Origin of the sequence: Streptomyces sp. NBC_00568 (assembly GCF_026341855.1) — a bacterium.
Taxonomy (GTDB): domain Bacteria; phylum Actinomycetota; class Actinomycetes; order Streptomycetales; family Streptomycetaceae; genus Streptomyces.
Map to the genome: position 1 here is coordinate 5,056,245 of NZ_JAPENW010000001.1, position 19,078 is coordinate 5,075,322.

The 19,078-nt window shown below is 71.4% G+C and carries 18 protein-coding genes; 4 read left to right on the forward strand and 14 right to left on the reverse strand.

All coding sequences use genetic code 11. The features are described 5' to 3' along the window. Nucleotides 1–4 precede the first annotated feature (4 nt). From OOK38_RS21905 to OOK38_RS21920, 4 genes are all read right to left on the reverse strand, one after another. The gene (locus tag OOK38_RS21905) at nucleotides 5–1,054 is read right to left on the reverse strand and encodes a PDR/VanB family oxidoreductase (RefSeq protein WP_266848703.1); all 1,050 of its coding nucleotides are present in this window, start codon (nucleotides 1,052–1,054) and stop codon (nucleotides 5–7) included. Next, nucleotides 1,054–1,974 carry a metal-dependent hydrolase gene (locus OOK38_RS21910; protein WP_266848704.1) on the reverse strand — a complete coding sequence of 307 codons (921 nt, stop codon included), beginning with the start codon at nucleotides 1,972–1,974 and terminating at the stop codon, nucleotides 1,054–1,056. The genes OOK38_RS21905 and OOK38_RS21910 overlap by 1 nt, the downstream gene beginning before the upstream one ends. Before the next feature lie 147 nt (nucleotides 1,975–2,121). After that, nucleotides 2,122–4,050: a hypothetical protein gene (locus OOK38_RS21915; protein WP_266848706.1), complete on the reverse strand. Its 1,929-nt coding sequence runs from the start codon at nucleotides 4,048–4,050 to the stop codon at nucleotides 2,122–2,124. A 41-nt stretch (nucleotides 4,051–4,091) separates the two neighbouring features. Next, on the reverse strand, nucleotides 4,092–4,601 hold the full coding sequence (locus tag OOK38_RS21920; protein ID WP_266757959.1) for a tetratricopeptide repeat protein: 510 nt from the start codon (nucleotides 4,599–4,601) through the stop codon (nucleotides 4,092–4,094). Between the two features lie 156 nt (nucleotides 4,602–4,757). On the opposite strand from OOK38_RS21920, the gene OOK38_RS21925 reads away from it, so the two are divergent. After that, on the forward strand, nucleotides 4,758–5,225 hold the full coding sequence (locus OOK38_RS21925; protein ID WP_266848708.1) for a hypothetical protein: 468 nt from the start codon (nucleotides 4,758–4,760) through the stop codon (nucleotides 5,223–5,225). Between the two features lie 68 nt (nucleotides 5,226–5,293). Here OOK38_RS21925 and OOK38_RS21930 read toward each other — a convergent pair whose 3' ends face one another. From OOK38_RS21930 to OOK38_RS21960, 7 genes are all read right to left on the reverse strand, one after another. Next, entirely contained in the window at nucleotides 5,294–6,853 is a 1,560-nt protein-coding gene (locus OOK38_RS21930) for a DUF1996 domain-containing protein (RefSeq protein WP_266848709.1), read from the reverse strand. Nucleotides 6,854–7,426: 573 nt separating this feature from the next. After that, the gene (locus OOK38_RS21935) at nucleotides 7,427–8,431 is read right to left on the reverse strand and encodes an NAD-dependent epimerase/dehydratase family protein (RefSeq protein WP_266849372.1); all 1,005 of its coding nucleotides are present in this window, start codon (nucleotides 8,429–8,431) and stop codon (nucleotides 7,427–7,429) included. A gap of 174 nt (nucleotides 8,432–8,605) precedes the next feature. Beyond that, nucleotides 8,606–9,184, reverse strand: a complete 579-nt coding sequence (locus tag OOK38_RS21940; RefSeq protein WP_266848711.1) for a winged helix-turn-helix domain-containing protein — start codon at nucleotides 9,182–9,184, stop codon at nucleotides 8,606–8,608. Nucleotides 9,185–9,512: 328 nt separating this feature from the next. Beyond that, nucleotides 9,513–10,436 (reverse strand): hypothetical protein, encoded by a 924-nt coding sequence (locus OOK38_RS21945; RefSeq protein ID WP_266848712.1) that lies wholly within the window; start codon nucleotides 10,434–10,436, stop codon nucleotides 9,513–9,515. 132 nt (nucleotides 10,437–10,568) lie between these two features. Further along, the gene (glnII, locus tag OOK38_RS21950) at nucleotides 10,569–11,597 is read right to left on the reverse strand and encodes a glutamine synthetase (protein WP_266757950.1); all 1,029 of its coding nucleotides are present in this window, start codon (nucleotides 11,595–11,597) and stop codon (nucleotides 10,569–10,571) included. 407 nt (nucleotides 11,598–12,004) lie between these two features. Then, a complete protein-coding gene (locus OOK38_RS21955) occupies nucleotides 12,005–12,679 on the reverse strand; it encodes a hypothetical protein (RefSeq protein WP_266757949.1) in 675 nt (224 codons plus the stop codon). 147 nt (nucleotides 12,680–12,826) lie between these two features. After that, nucleotides 12,827–13,186 (reverse strand): arsenate reductase family protein, encoded by a 360-nt coding sequence (locus OOK38_RS21960; protein ID WP_266757947.1) that lies wholly within the window; start codon nucleotides 13,184–13,186, stop codon nucleotides 12,827–12,829. A 164-nt stretch (nucleotides 13,187–13,350) separates the two neighbouring features. Between OOK38_RS21960 and OOK38_RS21965 the strand changes: the two genes are divergently transcribed. Beyond that, a complete protein-coding gene (locus OOK38_RS21965; protein WP_266848714.1) occupies nucleotides 13,351–13,659 on the forward strand; it encodes a hypothetical protein in 309 nt (102 codons plus the stop codon). A 378-nt stretch (nucleotides 13,660–14,037) separates the two neighbouring features. Here the strand turns inward: OOK38_RS21965 and OOK38_RS21970 are convergent, their stop codons facing one another. Beyond that, the gene (locus OOK38_RS21970) at nucleotides 14,038–15,234 is read right to left on the reverse strand and encodes a winged helix DNA-binding domain-containing protein (RefSeq protein WP_266848715.1); all 1,197 of its coding nucleotides are present in this window, start codon (nucleotides 15,232–15,234) and stop codon (nucleotides 14,038–14,040) included. 183 nt (nucleotides 15,235–15,417) lie between these two features. Here OOK38_RS21970 and OOK38_RS21975 point away from each other — a divergent pair, with 183 nt between their 5' ends. Continuing rightward, complete coding sequence (locus tag OOK38_RS21975; RefSeq protein ID WP_266757942.1) at nucleotides 15,418–15,948, forward strand: hypothetical protein; 531 nt, start codon at nucleotides 15,418–15,420, stop codon at nucleotides 15,946–15,948. Between the two features lie 3 nt (nucleotides 15,949–15,951). Beyond that, nucleotides 15,952–17,310: a DUF2252 domain-containing protein gene (locus tag OOK38_RS21980; RefSeq protein WP_266848716.1), complete on the forward strand. Its 1,359-nt coding sequence runs from the start codon at nucleotides 15,952–15,954 to the stop codon at nucleotides 17,308–17,310. Nucleotides 17,311–17,436: 126 nt separating this feature from the next. Here OOK38_RS21980 and OOK38_RS21985 read toward each other — a convergent pair whose 3' ends face one another. Further along, a complete protein-coding gene (locus OOK38_RS21985) occupies nucleotides 17,437–18,222 on the reverse strand; it encodes an alpha/beta fold hydrolase (protein ID WP_323178819.1) in 786 nt (261 codons plus the stop codon). Nucleotides 18,223–18,306: 84 nt separating this feature from the next. After that, a complete protein-coding gene (locus OOK38_RS21990; RefSeq protein ID WP_266848717.1) occupies nucleotides 18,307–18,954 on the reverse strand; it encodes a DUF1269 domain-containing protein in 648 nt (215 codons plus the stop codon). Nucleotides 18,955–19,078 lie beyond the last annotated feature (124 nt).

Here is a 19,078-nt window from a genome sequence, read left to right on the forward strand (position 1 = left end):
ACGTTCACATGTCCAGCACGATTCTCCCACCCCGCGTACGCGAGACACAGATCAGCATCGAGTCGTCACGCTCCGCGTCCGTCAGCAGCTCGTCCCGGTGCTCGATCTCCCCCTCCAGGACCCGCTGTTGGCAGGTCCCGCAGAATCCCTGCTCACAGGAGTAGAGCGTGTCGGGCAGTTCCGCGCGGACCGCGGCGAGGACCGACGAGTCGGCGGACACGGTCACCGTGCGTCCGCTGCGCCGCAGTTCGACCTCGAAGGCGGTGTCGCCCTCGCCGGACGCCCGGGCCGTGAACCGCTCCAGGTGCAGCGTGCAGCCCTCCGGAATCCGCGCCTCGACCGCCGCCGTCAGCCCGTCCGGACCGCAGCAGTAGACCACCGCTCCCCGGGGGAGGTCCGCGAACAGCGCGTCCAGGTCCGGCCGCCCGTCCTCGTCCTCCGCGACGACGGTGACCTTCGTACGGTCCAGCTTCTCGATCTCCTCCAGGAACGGCATCGAGGCGCGCGTCCGGCCGCCGTACAGCAGCCGCCAGTCCGCGCCCTCCCGCATGCTTCGCAGCATCGGCAGGACCGGGGTGATCCCGATCCCGCCCACGACGAAGAGGTACGCCGGAGCGTCCACGAGCGGGAAGCGATTGCGCGGTCCGCGCACCTCGACCTCCATGCCCTCCCGGAGCCGTTCGTGCACCTCGCGCGATCCGCCCCGCCCGTCCTCGACCAGCCGGGTCGCGACCGTGTACGAGGAGGTGTCCTCCGGGTCACCGCACAGCGAGTACTGCCGGACGAGTCCCGACGGCAGCACCAGATCGAGATGGGCCCCCGGCTCCCAGGGCGGCAGGTCCGCTCCCTCCAGGCGCAGTTGGACGACGCCGTCGGCGACCCGCTCGTGCCGGGCGACCAGCAGCCGCAGGGCCCGCGAGCGGGGCCGGCCGGAGACCGGGTTCTCCAGGGCGGGCAGCGGCCACAGCGGTGACGCCCCGATCCGGCGGCGCAGCGCACGCCGGACGATCAGCGCCGCACCCGCGACGGCCACGACGGTCCGCACCCTGGGCATCACGCGGCACCAGCACCCTTCTCGGCGACCGAGGCCGCCGTCGCGGCCGGTGAGGAGGCCAGATACGCGACCGCCTGTTCGGTGGAGCCCTCCTGGGAGGGGTGATACGTGCGGCTGAGATAGCGGGGGATGGACTTGAGCATGTCCCCGGTGGACGGCAGCACGCCCCGTTTCCCGCCGGCGTAGAAGTCCTTGAAGCTCGCCCGGCCGTTCGCCAGGGTCGGGTCGTTCTCCATGAAGAACCGGGCACCGCGCTGCCACAGGAAGACGAGCGCGGTGAACGCGGTCGCCCAGGTCCGCGCGCGCCGCCGGTAGCTGCCGTCGACGTGCAGGAACAGCTCGAACGCCACCGAGCGGTGCTCGACCTCCTCCGCGCCGTGCCAGCGCAGCAGGTCCAGCATGGTCGGATCGGCGCCCCGCCGGTCCAGCTCCTCGGCGTTGAGGACCCAGTCGCCGAGGAACGCGGTGTAGTGCTCGATCGCCGCGATCAGGGCGACCCGCTCCAGCAGCCACCACTTCCGCGCCCTGCCCGGGGGCAGCGTCCGGTCGCCGAGCAGCTTCTCGAAGAGCCAGTCGACCTGTGCGGTGTACGGCGTCGGGTCGAGCCCCAGCTCCTTGAGATGCGGCAGCACCTCGTCGTGCGCCTGCGAGTGCATCGCCTCCTGCCCGATGAACCCGATGACGTCCGCGCGCAGCCGCTCGTCGCGGATGAGGGGGAGTACCTGCTGGTACACGTGCACGAACCAGCGCTCGCCGGCCGGCAGCAGCAGATGCAGCACGTTGATGGTGTGCGTGGCGAACGGATCGTCCGGCACCCAGTGCAGCGGCGTGTCCTCCCAGGAGAACGACACCTTCCGCGCCTTGAGCGCCGTCCACTCGGACTCGACCGGCAGGGGCAGCCGGGCCTGCGTGTTAGACATGGCGTCAATGTACTGACGGGTAGGCGCACGGAGAACCCCCGTGCGCCCACTTATTTACATCCGTGTCAGCAATCCGGCGTGACGGTGGCGGCCGGTCAGGGACGTGACGGCGGCGGCCGGGTGCAGGTGTAGGGAGGGGTGCCGGGCTCAGCGCAGCCCCGAGATGCCCCGGCCGTCCTCCAGGGTCCCCTTCAGCTCGGCCTGCGCCCCCTGCTTCGTCCGTACGGCGAGCTGGGAACCCTCCGCCGACCCGCGCACCCCGCCCGTCGCGTCGACCGACGCCGTGTCCTTGCTGCCGGCCGCGAGGAGGTACCAGGCCCCCGCCCCCGACTTCCACAGCACACCGGCCAGTACGTGCGGGTCGCGGGAGCCGCACGCCGGGGAGTTCTCGGCCTTCGCGGCGACCGCCCCGTACGTCCCGCCCGAGGTGCGGAACTGGGCCAGTACCCGGGTGCCGCCGCCCCGCCAGGTGTCGGCACGGGTGCACACCCACTCCGCCGACCCGCTCGCGTCGGGCAGCGGCTGCCGCGCGTACTGCCAGGCGTTCACGGACCGCACGCCCCCCGAGCGCACGGAGGCGAGGGAGCACGCGAACGGCGCCCACCCCCGCAGGTCCTGGGCGCCCGACACCTCCCGGGGCGCGGCGGGCCGGCCCGAGGTGAGGTGGGCCGGGGTCAGCTCGCCGAGGTCGGTCAGCAGATGCGTGCCGGAACCGTCCTTGATCTGGAGCACGTTCCACGAGGTGCACGCGCCGGTCCGCGGCGGACCGGCCAGCGGGGAGGTGGCGCCGTCCGCGGACAGGGTGAGGTCCATCGCCCCGGTGGAGGGCTTCAGCAGGTCACGCTCGGCGGCCCGCTTCACCCAGGGGGCCGTCAGGTAGCGGACGTTGCCGTCGGCCCGGCCCAGCACCACCGCGCTCGCCTCGGCCCCGCTCGCCCCGTCGACCCGCGCGAAGTCGAGGGCCGCGCCGCCGGTGCCGTCCCGCGGCTCGGCGTAGCGCGCGACGCGCAGACCGTCGTAGAGGAGCACCACCCGCGCCTGGTCGACCTCGCCCGCGTACAGCAGCTGGGGCGGGCCGGGCGGGGCGCCGGAGGGTGTGCCGGGCGTCGCCGAGACCTGCACGGACTCGCCGGGCCTGGCCCAGACGGCGAGCGCGCGGCGCAGCAGCGCGGTGTCGTCGACGAGATCGCCGCGGGCCGGCCACACGGAGAAGTCGGTGCGCGCGGAGGACTCCCAGGCCGCCGCCGCGACCCGCTCCAGCCTGGCGGGGTCGAGGGCGGCCTCGGCGGCCGGGTTCTGCGCGTAGGAGGGAGCCGCGGCGCCGTCCGGGCCCCAGCCGTCGCCCGGCAGTCCGAGCAGCGCGCCGCAGACGGCCACGGCGGCGGTGGCGGCGAGGGCGGCCTTCATGTGCTGCCTGCGCCGCATCAGGTCGGTGGGCCGGGCGTGCAGGGAGCAGGGGTCGAACTCGGGGGAGCCGAGCAGCGCGTCCCGCGGCTCGATGCCCGCGGCCTCCTTCAGCGCCGCGGCCGGGTCCGCGACGCCCGCCGCGGCCAGCATCCTGCGCAGGTTCGCGTCGGACAGCTTCTCCAGGCCGCGCAGCACGTACGCGGCACGGGCCGGCCCCGACAGCGCGGACAGCCGCTGGTCCAGGGCCAGTTCCTCGGCGCCGCCCGAGCGCGGGAAGAGCCGCAGACCCCACACATGGGGGAGGAGGGGCGGCAGCTGGGACCGCTTGGGCCACGCCCGCCGCTTCAGCGGCAGCCCCGCCTCCAGTGCCGTACGCACCACCCGCAGGCGTACGAAGGCATAGCCCGGGTCGCCGTCGCGGCCACCACCGCTCTGCTGCGCCGGAATGACCGAGGCGTCGCCCGAAGCGCGGCCGCGCGGCAGCGCGCGCTGGGTGAGGGCGTGCGCGGTCAGTACCCGGCGGTTGCGGCCGAGGCTCGGCGGAAGCACCAGATAGGCCAGCCGGACCAGCCGCGGGTAGTGCTCGACGAGCGCGGCCTCGGCCTGCTCGACGTCGACGACCGCTCCGGAGGAGGCTGCGGGGCGCGGGGCTACATCCTGTGACTGCACGTTCAGCAGAACGAGCGAATCGGTGGATGGTCACCGAGCCCCTAGTCCTGCGAGTCCTCGGGCTCCACGAGAAGGCGCGCGTAGTTCGCCATCGACCGCTGGTAGCGCGGCAGATGGGGGGCCAGCGCACCGATCACCAGGGACAGGCCCTCGCGTTCGCGGCCGAGGTCGGCGAGGCAGAGCGCCAGACAGGCCCGCACCGCGTCGTCCAACTCGTCGGAGGGGCCGATCAGTTCGGGGGTGAGGAGCTTGACGCCCTCGTCCGCCTGTCCGATGTTCCGCAGCGAACTGGAGAGCTGGATCTTCGCGCGCCGGCCGTTGTATCCGCTCAGGCCGCGGGCCAGCGCCTCCCGGTACAGCGGTACGGCGTTGTCGGAGTGACCCGTCGAGTCCCAGGCGCAGGCCTGCTCGAAGGGGCCGAGGGGGCTGTCCGCGGGCAGCTCGGCCACCAGGGTGTCGATCACCGCCCGGAAGTCCGCCGCCCGCTCTTCCTCGTAGTCGTCGAAGGTGGCCCAGGCCGCCGCCGTACGCTCTTCCCAGTCTTCGTTCACGGGTGACACCCTCGCACAGCTGTACCCCTGGCGGTATCGGGTTCACCACCAGGGACGGCGGCCGATTGAGCACGGGGCCGCCGGGAGCCGTATCGAAGGCAGAGCCCTCGCCGGGGCTCTCCTCGGCGTGAACGCCGACAGGTACCGGAGGAACGTATGAGGTTGACACGCGAGAAGCTTCTGGCCGGAGCGGCCGTGGCCGCCCTGCTGGCACTGACCGGCTGCGGCGGCGGCTCGGACGACAAGGGCACGGGAGCGAAGGAGACCGTCCCGGCCACGGCGACCGGCAGCCTGGAGGACCTGGCGGCCGAGGTGAAGTGCCGGCCGGACATCCAGACCGACGCGGACGAGATCCGCCAGGGCGTCTGCAAGATCAGCGCCGGCAAGTTCATCCTGGCTACCTTCGCCACGGACCGCGGCCAGCGCGAGTGGCTCAACGGGGCCAAGGACTACGGCGGGTCGTATCTCGTCGGCGCCAAGTGGGTCGCCGTCGGGGACCAGAAGATGGTCACGACGCTGCGCGGTCAGCTCGGCGGGACCTTGGAGGAGGGGGTCTCGCACCACTCGGGAGGAAGTGGTGGTGGGGGAACCGAGACCGAGCACTCCGGTCACCACAGCGGCTGACCGCGCAGGACTTGGGGAGAAAAGAGAGCCGGTGGCGGGAGATCCCGCCACCGGCTCTCTCATGGGGGCTACTTACAACGCTGACCGTTGTTGATGCAGGTGACCATCTTGTTCATCAGCTTGTCGTCGAAGACGTTGATGAAGTCGTCATGGTCGGTCGAGGGCTTGTGCAGCTGCTCGGGGAAACCGTCCACCGCGTAGGCGTTCTTGATCTGCCCGTTGGTGAGGGTCGGGGCCCGGAAGCCGTAGACCAGCCGCATCGTCAGCTGCGGGATGGCCTTGAAGCCGTTCGCGCAGTTGCCCTGGGCGTCGGCGAAGGCCACGTGGGTGCGGTGGTTCGCGCTGTCGGCGTTCACCCCGTCCCAGCAGCTCTGGAAGGCGAAGGTGCGGACCACGGTGCTGCCCCGCGGGCAGATCGGGTACTGCGCCGTCAGCTGCACCTTGTTCTCGAAGCCGGTGCAGCTCCAGTGGGCGTTGGCGTTCGCGAGACCGTTGGTCGTGGTCTTCGCGTCACCGGTGATGATGCGCAGGAACTTCGGCATCGCGACGACCTTGCTCTTCGCGTTGCCGACGAACTTGATCTGCGCCTGCTTCACCTGCTGGATCTGGCCGACGTTGAGTTCCTTGCCGCCGCCGTCGTTGTTCTGGTCGAAGTCCTGCGTACCGTTCTGGATACGCACGACCGGCCAGTAGTACGACGACTTGTCGCCCTGGTTGGCACAGGAGGTCTGGGCCGCAGCGAACGTGTCGTTGTTGGCGAAGGCGTCGTTCGACTGGTTGCCGACGTAGTCGTGCAGGTGGTGCGCGCCGTTGGTGACACCGGGCGCCACGATCACGTTGTCGGTGTTGAACTTCTTGTTCGCGTTGACACCGCAGGAGCTCGAGAACGTACCGGACGAACCGCCGTTCTGAGTACGGGCCTTGCGAGCCACATTCGGCTGGACCTTCGTGATGTCCACGAAGTCGGCCGCCACCGGACCGTTTCCGGCCTGGCCGCCGTTGCCCGCCTGGGCGCCGCCGGCCGGAGCGCTGGCACTGGCACTCGCGCCGGCACCGGCGCCTGCGTTGGCACCCGCACCTGCGTTGGCACCCGCACCCGCACTCGCCGACGGACTGGCCGCGGCGCCGCCGTTGTTCTGGCCACCGGCGTTCGTCTGGTCCGCGGGCGCACCGGTGCAGGTGGAGAGACCGTCGAGCCAGCCCGGAGCCTTTCCGCCGACCCGGTTGATCTCCAGCTTGATCCGGTCGATGATCACCGACCGGTTGTTCTTCAGCGGATTGAGGATGGAGTTCTGAACGAAACTCGCGTCCCTCGTCTGCGCGTCCCGGGTGGTGGCCAGTCGCTGGTAGGCGGCGGTGATCTGCTGGTCGAGCGTGGCCAGTTCTCCGTCGACCTCACCCCGCGCCTGCTTCGGAACGTTGGTCAGTTTCTGACCGACATCCGGACAGGTGATCGTCGCGACCTGCGCGCCGGCGGCCTTGGTGGTGTTGGTAGACGAGTTCTTCTCGTGTGCCGAGGCGTAGAAATTCGCCCAGACCAGCCCACCCCCGCCGATCGCGAGCGCAGCCGACGCGGCAATGGCACGAACGGCCAGCGGCGAACGGCGTTTTCGTATGTTGCGTCCCATGGAACTCCTCTGACTTCCTTGCGGGGCAGCGAGGCGCCCGACAGGAGTGAAGCGGCTCCATTCCATACGCACGAGGCGTGTGAGGCGTTCAGGAGCCTCCAGAAAAACTTAGAAGTTCGTGAGACCAATTCGGGCACAATGGGCTCAGAAGCCCGCGAATTCACGAGAGTTGATCTGCTCATTCAGGTTTGACGGCGCTTTTTGACTGAAATTCAGTGAGCCGCCTCGCTCCGAATGGGCGCGCATCGCGAGGACGCTTCGGTGACCGTCGTCCGAGACCTCCGCCTTGGCGAAGACGGTGGAGATTCGCCGGATGACCGCCCGCTCAGGGAAAGGGAGTTGGGCTGTGACCGCCCACTCGGCCGTCCCCTGCCATCAGGCCGCGCCCATCCCGCGGGCGGGGCGTGAACCACCCCCGGAATCGATCTCGAAGCCGTATGCCCGAAGTATCCGGAGCGGGCCGTCGCGGCGGGAAGAGATCCGCCGACCGAAGAGGGCGGTCATGGGGCCGGGAACCGCGGAGGGGCGGGCCGACGCCCACCCCCCCCCACGACTGGCGGTCATGCCCACGGGTCAGGAATTCCCGGGTATCCGGATCCCGAGGACCTTCGCCTCCGTCACCGGATCCAGTCCCACCGGTGGCCGGTCGGCCCGCAAGGGCGCCACCCCGCCGCGCGACCGCAGCCAGCTCCAGGTGTCGGCGACCGTCTCCTCGACCGGGCGGCACCGCAGCCCCGCGCCCACCGCCCGGGAGACGTCCGCCGAGAACAGTGCGGCCTCGAAGTCGCTCCCGGGCGGCACCCACACCGGCAGCTGGCTCCACGGCTCGATCCCGGCGGCGAGAACGGCCTCGGGCTCCGTCCAGCGGAGCTCGGCCCTCGCCCCGGTGACCCGCACGCACGCGTCGAGCAGTGCCCCCATCGTGCTGTGCCCCGAAGGGCCGGCCAGGTTGTACGCCCCGTCGCGTTCCGCCTCCACCGCCCCGAGCGTCCACTCCGCGAGGTCCCGGACGTCGATGTACTGGAGCGGCAGATCCCGCGGCCCGGGAGCGAGCACGGGACCGCCCGCAGCGATCCGGTTCAGCCACCAGGGCAACCGCCCGATGTTCTCGTACGGCCCGAGGATCAGCCCGGACCGTACGAGCAGCGAGCGCCCGGTGCCGAAGGCGTCGAGCACGGCCAGCTCCCCGCCCCGCTTGTCCCGGGCGTAGTCGGTCCCGTCCGCGTCGGCCGACGCCCCGTCCACGAGCTTCGTGCCCTCGTCGTACCCGGCTTCCGGGGGCCACGCGTACACGGAACTGCTCGACACATACACATGACGGGACACCCGTCCGGCCAGCAGACGTGCCGCGTCCCGGACGACCCGGGGCGCCCCCGACCAGGTGTCGACGACGGCATCCCATTCGTCCGAGGTGCCCGCGAGCGCCGCGAGGCCGTCCGGCGCCGTGCGGTCACCCAGCAACGACCTCACCCCGGCAGGGGGTTGGTGCCGTCCGCGATGGAAGACGGTGACCTCCCACCCCCGGCCGAGCGCCGCCTCCACGACGGCACGCCCCACGAACTCCGTACCGCCCAGCATCAGAAGTCTCCGCGTCATACGGACGACTCTGCACGGACTCCCCGCCCGGTGGCACGGGAATCTGCTGACAGGCGAATCATGGAACTGAGAAGGCCCGGCCGAAGCGGTCGACGCCCGGTGGGAGGCGTGACGTCCGGCCGGACCGTCCACAGCTGGTCGAAGGGGTCCCCGAGGTCAACGGCCCGTCGGCGGAGCGTACTTGTAGCCGACTCGACGCACCGTCTGGATGGCCTGGCGGTGCCGCGCCCCGAGCTTGCGGCGCAGCCGGGCGACATGGACGTCGACGGTCCGCCCGTCCCCGACGTGCCCGTAGCCCCACACCGTGGAGACCAACTGGTCGCGGGTGTGCACCCGGTGCGGATGCCGGACGAGATGCGCGAGCAGCTCGAACTCCAGGTAGGTGAGGTCGAGCACCTGCCCGTCGATCTCGGCGGTGCGCTGCACGGTGTCGATGCGCACCAGCGGCTCGGCGCCGTCGCCGACGGCCGGCTGCTCGGCCCGGTCCGTCACGGCGACCGGAAACAGGGGCTGCTGGTCCGCCGGTACGAGGACCAGGTAGCCGATCATCGGCGGCTGCCCCGGCAGGACCGGCAGCGCGTGCTGGGGAGCGGGCAGCCAGGTGGCGCCCGGCGGCAGGAAGTCGGCGACGTCGACCACCTCGTCCCGGTCGACGGCACGCAGTCGGTGCCGTCCCGGGGCGGTCGATGGGGTGGGGGCCGTCGCGACGGAGGAGTAGGAACGAGTGGTCGCCATGAGAGGTCAGCTCTTTCGCGCGAGAAGTTCGTCGGAAGGTCGACGACCGCGAGTTCGTGGTCGGGCCGTCGAGGACGTACGTCGTGCGCGCTGGCCGAAGGCCGGGGTGTACGGCTTTAGAGGGCCTGCGCGTTCATCGCGCGGCAACACTCTCGGTCGAAGTCGTGGTGCTGACGGGAAGGCCAGAAGGGCTCGAGGTCATGGCGACCCGTCGCGGTGTACTTCTGGATGCTGGCCATGCCTCCATTGAAGCAGAAGCCGGAGCCCGGCAGGAGACCTCTCTCAAGGGCCGGACGCTTCCTTGGCGCGAACTTGACGGTGCGTACCCCTATCCGACCAGGCGCTTGTGCCATGTCAGGGCCGTGACGCGGATCGCGGTGTCGGGGGAACCGTCCCACTGGGCGGACAGGCCGGCCGCGGTGAGCGCCGCGACGACCTCGCGTCCGACGGCCGCCGTGGTCCCGGCCGACCCGTCGAACCCGCCGTAGAGCAGGGTCAGTCCGTGCCCCGCGGCGGCGCTCTCCGTGCACTGGGTGTGGAAATAGACGAAGCCGTGGGCTCCCTCGCCGCGCTCCGCGGCCATCTCGGCGGTGCCGCAGCTCCGGCAGCAGGTGAAGTTCTCGCGGGCGGTGATGCCCCGCGCGTCGAGGCCCTCGAAGACCTCGGTGAGGCGCTCGGGATCGGTGACTCCCTCCCACGCCTCCTGCTCGGCCAGCCGCTCCGTCCAGAGCCGGTCCACGAGCTCCCGGGCCTGTGCCCTGGACACCGGACGGTGGTCGCCGTCGACGAGATACTCCTCGGCGTCCTCGGCGAGCCGCGCCCGGTCGTCGTACCCGCAGCGCAGCAGCTCCCGGATCCGGGTCTCGACCTCCTCCCGCACGTCCTCGGGGAGTTCCGGGATCTCCTGCTGGGCGTCGTGGCCGAGCGGTTCCCAGGTGATGCCCGCGTCCCAGCCGGCTTCCTCGCGGGCCCATCCCGCCATCGCGTCCGCGACCCGGTCACGGTCGCCCAGGACCGTGCCGAAGAAGCGGTCGCGGCCCTCGCGGTGCTCCAGCTGGTACGCGCCGCCGCGCTCGTGCCACACCTGGGCGAAGACGTCCGGGCGGTCCGGTATCCGTTTCACGACCACGTAGCGGTCGCCGTCACCGCCGATCCGGTGCACCAGTTCCCGCAGCCGCCCGGCCGAAATCCGCGCGTGCTTCTGCCCGTTCTCCGTCTCGGCCTTGATGGCGAGGGACTCGTCGCTCTGCATGGATCAAGACTGGCACGCCCCACCGACAACGCGACGGGCGGACCGGCCGATGGGCGGACCGGCCGACGGGCCGGACCGACGGAAGGGGGCGCCCGCCGAATCGGCGGGCGCCCCCTTCGCGGGTGAGCGGGATCAGACCTGGCCGGCCTTCTCCAGAGCGGTGCAGCAGGTGTCGACGATGAGGCGCGTCACGACGTACGGGTCGACGTTCGCGTTCGGGCGGCGGTCCTCGATGTAACCCTTGCCGTCCTTCTCGACCTGCCACGGGATGCGGACCGAGGCACCGCGGTTGGAGACGCCGTAGCTGTACTCGTTCCACGGGGCGGTCTCGTGCAGGCCCGTCAGACGGTCGTCGATGCCGGCGCCGTAGTTCTTGACGTGGTCCATCGGCTTGGAACCCTCGCCGAGCGACTCGCACGCGGTGATGATCGCGTCGTAGCCCTCGCGCATCGCCTTGGTGGAGAAGTTGGTGTGCGCGCCCGCGCCGTTCCAGTCGCCCTTCACCGGCTTCGGGTCCAGCGTCGCGGAGACGCCGAAGTCCTCGGCGGTGCGGTAGAGCAGCCAGCGGGCGACCCACAGCTGGTCCGAGACCTCGAGCGGCGACAGCGGGCCGACCTGGAACTCCCACTGACCGGGCATGACCTCGGCGTTGATGCCGGAGATGCCGAGACCCGCCTTGAGACAGTTGTCCAGGTGCGCCTCGACGACGTCACGGCCGAAGATCTCGTCCGCGCCGACACCGCAGTAGTAGCCGCCCTGCGCGGCCGGGAAGCCGCCCTCGGGGAAGCCGAGCGGGCGCGAACCCTTGAAGAAGGTGTACTCCTGCTCGATGCCGAAGATCGACTCCTGCGCGGCGAACTTCTCCGCGACCTCGGACAGCGCGGCACGGGTGTTGGACTCGTGCGGCGTCATGTCGATGTTCAGCACCTCGCACATGACGAGGATGTCGTCGCCGCCGCGGATCGGGTCCGGGAAGCTGGCCACGGGCTTGAGTACGCGGTCCGAGGCGTGACCCTCGGCCTGGTTCGTCGAGGAGCCGTCGAAGCCCCAGATCGGCAGCTCAGCACCCTTGGCGTCGTCGGCCAGGATCTTCGTCTTGGAACGGAGCTTGGCCGTCGGCTCGGTGCCGTCGATCCAGATGTACTCAGCCTTGAAGCTCACGGGCCACATCCTTCGGGGTGGGTCTTGAACGCACTTGCGGGTGCTGCGGCGCTGCGGCACTGGGGCGCCGCCGGGGATGTCCGGAAGCCTGTCAACCAGCGATTTCCCGATCATTGCCCGAATGTGAACCCCGTGTTACCTGGGCTGTGTGTGCCCGGTCTCACACCACCTGCCGCGCCGCCGTCGTTCGCGTGCGAGCGTTCGCGACCGCGATCGGCCGGCCCGTCGCCCGACCGCTCCCGCAGGTCCGGGGGAGAAGGCCGGATGGACGGCTCGTATGCGATGCGCGTGGGAGCGGTACGGGGGATGTGGTCCCGTTCCGCCCCGGTTGCCTGCCCATGCGAAGGCCCTGCCGCTTCCGATCCGGGGGAATCGGCGACGGCAGGGCCTTCGACCCGTTCGGCCCGTTACCCGACCTTCTCGATACGGGCCTTGCGGATCAGGAACTTGCCCGGTTCCCGGACCTGCTCGAAGGCCGAGTTGTTCAGCAGGACACAGCTGCCGGAGACCGAGGTGACCTCGACGGTCGTGGACTTGTTGTTGTCCAGGTTGGTGACCTTCAGCTTCGTCCCGGCCGGGAACTGGTTGCTGGACGCGGCCGGAGCGCCGCCCTCGCCGGAGAGCGTGACGGTCGAACCGTTGCAGACCTGCTGGCCGGTGGCGGCGCCACCGCCGGCGTTGTTCGCCGGGGCGGACTGCGCCGGAGCCGAGGGAGCGGGCGCGGCCTGCGCCGGTGCGGACTGCGCCGGCTGCTGCGGGGCGGTCTGGGAGTCCTGAGCCGATTCCCCGACCGCGCAGTTGGACGCTTCCTGCTGAACCTTGATCTGCGCGATGACGGCCTCGCGGTTGGCGATCCGTGCCTCCGACTGCGCGTCGGGGGCGGCCCGCTGGCCCTCGATGAACTTCTGGTTGTTGCCGAGCGCGGTGGCCAGACCCGCGCAGACCGTCGAGGACTGCGCGTTCTGCACCGACGCCGCGTTCGAGGTGGCGGCCAGGGCGAAAGCCCCACCGCCGGCCACGGTCGCCGCGCTGACCAGCAGAGCGATCTTCTTCTTGGTGCTGAGAGTTCTCCTACGCGACATGCGCGCCTCCAGAGCGGGGGGAGGGAGCGTTACGCCGCTATGTACGAGATACCGAACGCAGTTACTCAACAGTTTCGGCAATCACTTAAGTAACCTGAATCACACGGGAGTTGAACGGCACCGGCACCGGCCGTCCGGCCCGGCCCGCTACCGGGACAGGGCGTCGCGCACCGCCTCGTCCGTGCGGCCCACCACCGCGGTCCCGTCCTCCGCCGTGATGATCGGCCGCTGGATGAGCTTCGGGTGCTCGGACAGTGCCTTGATCCACCGGTCCCGTGAACCGGCGTCCCGCGCCCACTCCTTGAGCCCCAGCTCCTTGGCGTCGGCCTCCTGGGTCCGCGTGATGTCCCATGGTTCGAGGCCCAGGCGGTCGAGGACGCCGCGGATCTCGTCCTCGCTCGGCACGTCCTCCAGGTAGCGGCGGACGGTGTAGTCGGCGCCCTCCGCGTCGAGCAGGCTGATCGCGCTGCGGCACTTCGAACAGGCCGGATTGATCCAGATCTCCATGCCGCACACGTTACGGCAGACACCCTCGGGTACTGCTGTCACGGCGCCCCCAAAGGCCCTGTGGCCAGCGGCTATTGTCAGTGTCCGGCGGTAGAATAGAAGCAGTGTTCGAGGGTGTCGCCGGGGGGTCCGGACGGCGCCCTGACCGCGACAGGAGGATGCCTGTGCCCGCTGCCGCACTGAAGCCGCTGCCCACTCAGTCCACATCCAAGAGGGCGGTCCTGCTGGACCTGCCGTACGAGCCCATGGAGAAGCGCCCGCTGCCGCCGGGGCGCCCCCGCGACTGGTATGTCACGCACAACCGCCGGCTGAAGGCGATGCGACTCGCCATAGCCCTGCTCGACTCCGGTGTGTACGTGCCGAACCAGGCCCGCAACGAGAAGATCCGCAGTACCGCGGAAATCATCGGCGTCCACCCGCCGTCGGACACCACGTGCCACATGGTGCGTGCACTGATGAGGTACGCCCGCTGAGGAGTCGAGCGCGCTGATCACTGGTGCCGGGTGCTTCCGCCCCGAGGCGAGATCACCCGGCACCGGCACCGCCGGTCACCCGGCACCGGCACCGGCACCGCCGGTCACCCGGCACCGGCACCGGTACCGCCGGTCACCCGGCACCGGCATCGGTACCGCCGGTCTCCCGGTACCGCCGGTCTCCCGGTACGGGCACCGTTCGGGACCGGCACTGTGCGTCGCTCGGGACCGGCGCCCGCCGTCACCCGGCATCGGCACCGGCGGTCACCCGGTACCGGCACTGTTCGGGACCGGTGCCCCTGCGTCGAACGGGACCGGTGCCACCCGGCTGACGTGCCGGGCGTCGCACGGCAGCCCGTGGGGGCCGTCGCCCGTTGGTCACTCGGCCGACAACTCCCGCTCCAGGGGCGTCCGGAAGCGCGGAGTGACCCGGGTCCGTCCCACCCACGCCTGAAGGCGCTCGGCCTCCGCGGAGATCGCGGCCCGTGCCTCGCGGCCGACACCCCCGGTGTCCAGCAGCCGCCAGACCACCTCGCCGTAGGGCCGCTGCGCCCATCCCCCGACCACCCGGCCGTCCCACCACACCGTCGGCCCGACATTGCCGCTGCCGTCGAAGAGGGCGGGCCGCAGGGACGGGTCGAGATACCAGTCCCGCTCCTGCCGGCTCATGGGCGTCGGATCGAGGCCGGGCAGCAGGGCGGCCCACGGCGTCTCCGGCCCGGCGACCGGGTTCTCGTCGCCGGCCGCCACGTACCCCGTGAGCCCGTCGTCGAGCGACACGGCCACCGCCCCGATCGCGGCCAGCGTCCGGCGTACGTCGGTGACCTTCCAGCCCGTCCACCACTTCAGGTCGGCCTCCGTGGCGGGCCCGCACGCCGTCAGCCAGCGGCCCAGCAGCTCGGACCGCGCCTCGGCGGGCGGGAGGTGTGGATGCGGTGGCGCGACCGCCCAGCGGAACTGGCTCGACGTCCAGGAACCGAGCGGGCGCCCGCGCACCACCCGGCCCTCGATGCCCAGCACCCGCATCAGCCGGGACGACACCGTTTGCGGACTCTCGTAACTCTTCCCGGCCCCGTAGACGAACTGCTCCCTCAACCGTGGTTCGTCCCCGGTGAGTTCGTTCACCGTGGCCTGTCCACGCCGGGCCAGCGCGGCGAGCGCGGACGCCTCGACCTCCGTGAGCCACTCCTCGGTCAGCCGTCCGTCACTTCCGCCGACGATGTCCTTGATCAGCCCCGCCCGGGCCTTCGCGGCGATGTCGAGGCCGGTCGAGGCGTGCACCACGGCGGCCAGGCCGGTGGGGAACACGAACACGGTGTGCCGCATGCCGTGCATCCGTACGAGAGACCGGTCCTCGTACAGCGCCCGGTCCACCTGCGCCACCGTCTCCCCGCAGTCCGTGAGACGCGCGCCGACCGCCAGGTACACCGTCGCCGGGTCGGTGCCGTGCAGCGCCACCAAGGAGTCCGCGACCTCCTCGGGGGTCGCCGCCCGCGCGGAGCCCACGAGCCGCTGCCGCAGCCCGAGCCGTGCCCGTCGCTCCGCCACCCCGATGTGCCGCGGCTTCCCCGTCACGTCGCCTCCGTACCGTCGCCTCGCACTCCGTGCTCCGCATCCTCTCGAAAGCCCGCCCGTCACAGGGCGGGACTCACCCGTTCGCCGTAGCCGGGCATGCGGCGACCCTGCCCCCGGCCTTGACTGGGGCCACCGCGAGGAAGCGGGATCCGGAGGCGCACCAGGACCACGTGGGGAGAGACGATGCATCAGAGGAACGGCATACGAGGACCGGTCCGCCTGATCCTGGCCGTGGTCGTGGTGGCGGCCCTGGCCACCCAGCTGACCGCCTGTTCGGACGACAGCAGCCCCTCCGACACCGCCTCCAAGGCGGCGTCCGCCGCTTCCAAGGCCGCCTCCGCCGTCTCCGAGGCCGCGTCCGCCGCCACCGCGGCCGGGGACGCCCTCGCCTCCGCGACCGCCGAGGCCGGCAAGAAGTTCGACGAGTTCAAGAACGGCGTGGACGCCAAGAACGAGGTGAAACTCGACGGCGACGCGAGCCCCGACTCCGACGGGCGCATGGCGGTGAAGGTGACCGCCGCCAACCCCACCTCCTCGGCGAAGTCCTACATCGTCCAGGTCGACTTCCGCGACCAGAGCGGCAACCTCCTCGACACGACCGTCGTGACGGTGAGCGACGTCGCGGGAGGCGCTTCCAAGGACGCCACCGCCCGCAGCAACCGTTCCCTCACCGGCGACGTCAAGACCGCTGTCGCCCGCGCCGTGAGGTACTGACGGATGCTTCGGAACAGCGTCACGGCCACCTCGGCCGACCGGGCCGCCCGGGGCCGGGCGGCGCGCAAGCGCGTCACCCGTTCCGCGCACGGCACCTGGATCCCCGCCGCCGACCGCCCCGATCCGGTCGGCCTCCTGCAACAGCAGGGCAGGGACCGGCTTCCGGAACTCCTGCCGATCCGGTACGCGCGGATGGCGGCGTCACCGCTCGCGTTCCTGCGCGGGGCCGCCGCCGTCATGGCCGCCGACCTCGCCGCCCAGCCGCACACCGGGCTCACCGTCCAGCTCTGCGGAGACGCCCACCTGCTGAACTTCGGCCTGTACGCCTCCCCGGAACGCTCTCTCCTCTTCGACCTCAACGACTTCGACGAGACCTTCCCCGGACCCTTCGAGTGGGACGTCAAACGGCTCGCGGCCAGCGTCGCGGTCGCGGCCCGTGAGAACGGACACAAGGAGGAGCACGTCTTCGGCGCGGCACGGGCCGCCGCCGGGCAGTACCGCGAGGCGATGCGACGGCTGGCCCGGCAGGGCGAACTGACCGTCTGGTACGAGCACATCGACGCCGATCTGCTGCTGCCGCTGGTCCGCTCCGGCCGCCGGCGCCGACGCGTCGAGGCGACCCTCACCCGGGCCCGCCGCCGCACCAGCCTGCAGGCGCTCGGCAAACTCACCGAGATCGTCGACGGACGCCGCCGCATCGTCCACGACCCGCCCCTGCTGGAACCGGCCGGAAGCCTCGACACGGCCTCGCTCCGCAAGATCTTCAGCGACTACCGCTCCACGCTCCCCGAGGAACGCCGACTGCTCCTCGACCGCTACCGGTTCGTCGACGCCGCCCGCAAGGTCGTCGGTGTGGGCAGCGTCGGCACCCGCTGCTTCATCGTGCTGCTCGCCGGGCGGGACGCCGACGACCCGCTGTTCCTGCAGATCAAGCAGGCGGGACGGTCCGTACTCGAAGAGCATCTGCCCATCGGCCCGTACGTCCATCCCGGGCGCCGTGTCGTCGCGGGGCAGCGGCTGATGCAGGCCGCCGGCGACATCTTCCTGGGCTGGACGACGGGCCCCGAGGGGCGGGCGTTCTACTGGCGCCAGCTGCACGACATGAAGGGCTCCGCGGACATCGCCGGCATGAACCCGGGCGAACTGCGCACCTACGCCCGGCTGTGCGGCACGGCCCTGGCCCGCGCGCACGCCCGTTCCGGCGACCGCATCGCGATCGCCGCGTATCTCGGGGGCGCCGACACCTTCGACCGTGCAATCGCGGACTTCGCGCTGCGCTACGCGGACCGTAACGCCGCCGACCACGCGGCACTGGGCGCTGCGGTGATCGCGGGCGTGGTCCGGGCGGCCCCGGGCGTGTGACACCCGCCGGCCCCGGGCGTGTGACACCCGCCGGTGCCGGCCGGCGGGAGCCGGATGCGGGACCCCGGGACGGCACCGGCCTCCGCGCCCCGCGGAGCCGGTACGCGGCGCGTGGCGCGAGGCCGTTCAGACCCCGGCCGCCCTCCGCACCGGGTCGCCGAGTCCGGTGAGGACGAGGTCCACGAGCCGCCGCCGGTCCTCGGCGTGGTCGCGGAACCAGAGGCCCAGCATGTGCTCCGCGTCGGGCAGTTCGAAGCGGGTGAAGCGGGCATGTGCGCCGAGGGCGTCCGCGACGGCCTCCGTCACCGCGGGCGGGATGACCGTGTCCGTGCCGGGTACGGCGAGCACCGCCCGGCCCCCGTAGGCCCGCAGGACGTCGAGCGCGGGAGCCCGCCGCCAGCTGTCCGGAGTACGGATGATCCGGCTGAAGCGGCTCTCCGCCGCCCCCGTGCCGTCGTGCCGGGCGGCCGGCTCCTCGTCCTCGAACGGAACCGGCCAGGCCTCGGCGCCGTACACCGCGGGTGCGCACAGTACGAGCGCCACCGCGCGGTCCCCGTAGTGCCGCGCGAGATCGGCCACCGTCTGGCCGCTCATGCTGAACCCGACGAGGATCAGCGGGGCGCCCGCCGGAACCGTCGCGTCGATGACCGACACGGCTTGCTCGAACCGCCGCCGAAGGCTCAACTCGCCCAGCTCGCCGGTGCTTTCACCGTGCCCGGAGAAGTCGAAGGCGAGCCCCGCGCAGCTTCGGGCCGCGAAGTCGTCGAGCAGTGGGAGCAGTCGCTCCTTGCTGCCGTTGCCCGCGCCGTGCAGAAGGACGGCCGTGGCCGCCCCGGCACCTCCGTCGGTCCCGCTGCCGCTGACGCAGCTCAGTCGTTCACCGTCGTGGTCGTGTGTGAAGGGAGAGAGCATCCCCCCATTCACTCATGACTCACTCATGCCGATCACGCGGTAATTCGCCTTCCGGGAAACGGGCTTGAGGCGAAATGGTCGGGCTCAGGAGGAGACCGGAGCGCCGCCGGAGTCCGGCTTGGTGGTGCTGATCGTCGGCGAAGCGGCCGCGGCACCCGCGTCCGGCGCGGTCGTCGCACCCGCTTCCGTCGCGGTCGCGGTCGCGGTGCCGGTCCCCGGCGCCGGGGTGGTGGCGCCCGCCTTCGCCTGTGCCGCCGCGACCGCGTCGCGCAGCGCGTCCTCCTGCTCCTGGCTCAGCGACGTCTGCACCAACTGGCCGCCGAACTCGGCGATTTGGGGGATCACCTTGTCCCCGGCCGCCTGCTTGACCAGAACGAACAGCGCGGCGGCGCCCGGCCGCAGATTCTGGCTCAGATCCTTCATGAAGTTGTCGTTGATCCCGGTGTCCGTGACCGCGCCACCGGCGGCCCCGGCCGCGGCGCCCACCGCCGCGCCGAGCAGCGGCGCCAGGAAGAGCAGCCCGATGACGCCGCCCCACAGCGCGCCACCGGCCGCGCCGACGGCCGTGTGGCTGACCGCCTGGTGCAGCTTGATCCTGCCGTCCTCGCTCCGCTCGACGACGACCGCGTCCTCCAGCTCGACGAGATGCTGCTTCGACAGCTCGAACAGCTTGCCGCGCACCTGGTTGGCGGTGGCGACATCGTTGTACGCGACGACGAACAGATTGCTCATGAGGGGCACCCCTTATGTCGATTCCGTTCGACTTTATAGCGTTATCGGATGGGGTGCAGTCGGGAGAAATCCAGATGCGTACGGGTGACCACGCTCCCTACGCTGAAGGCGTGTTCCGGAGCAG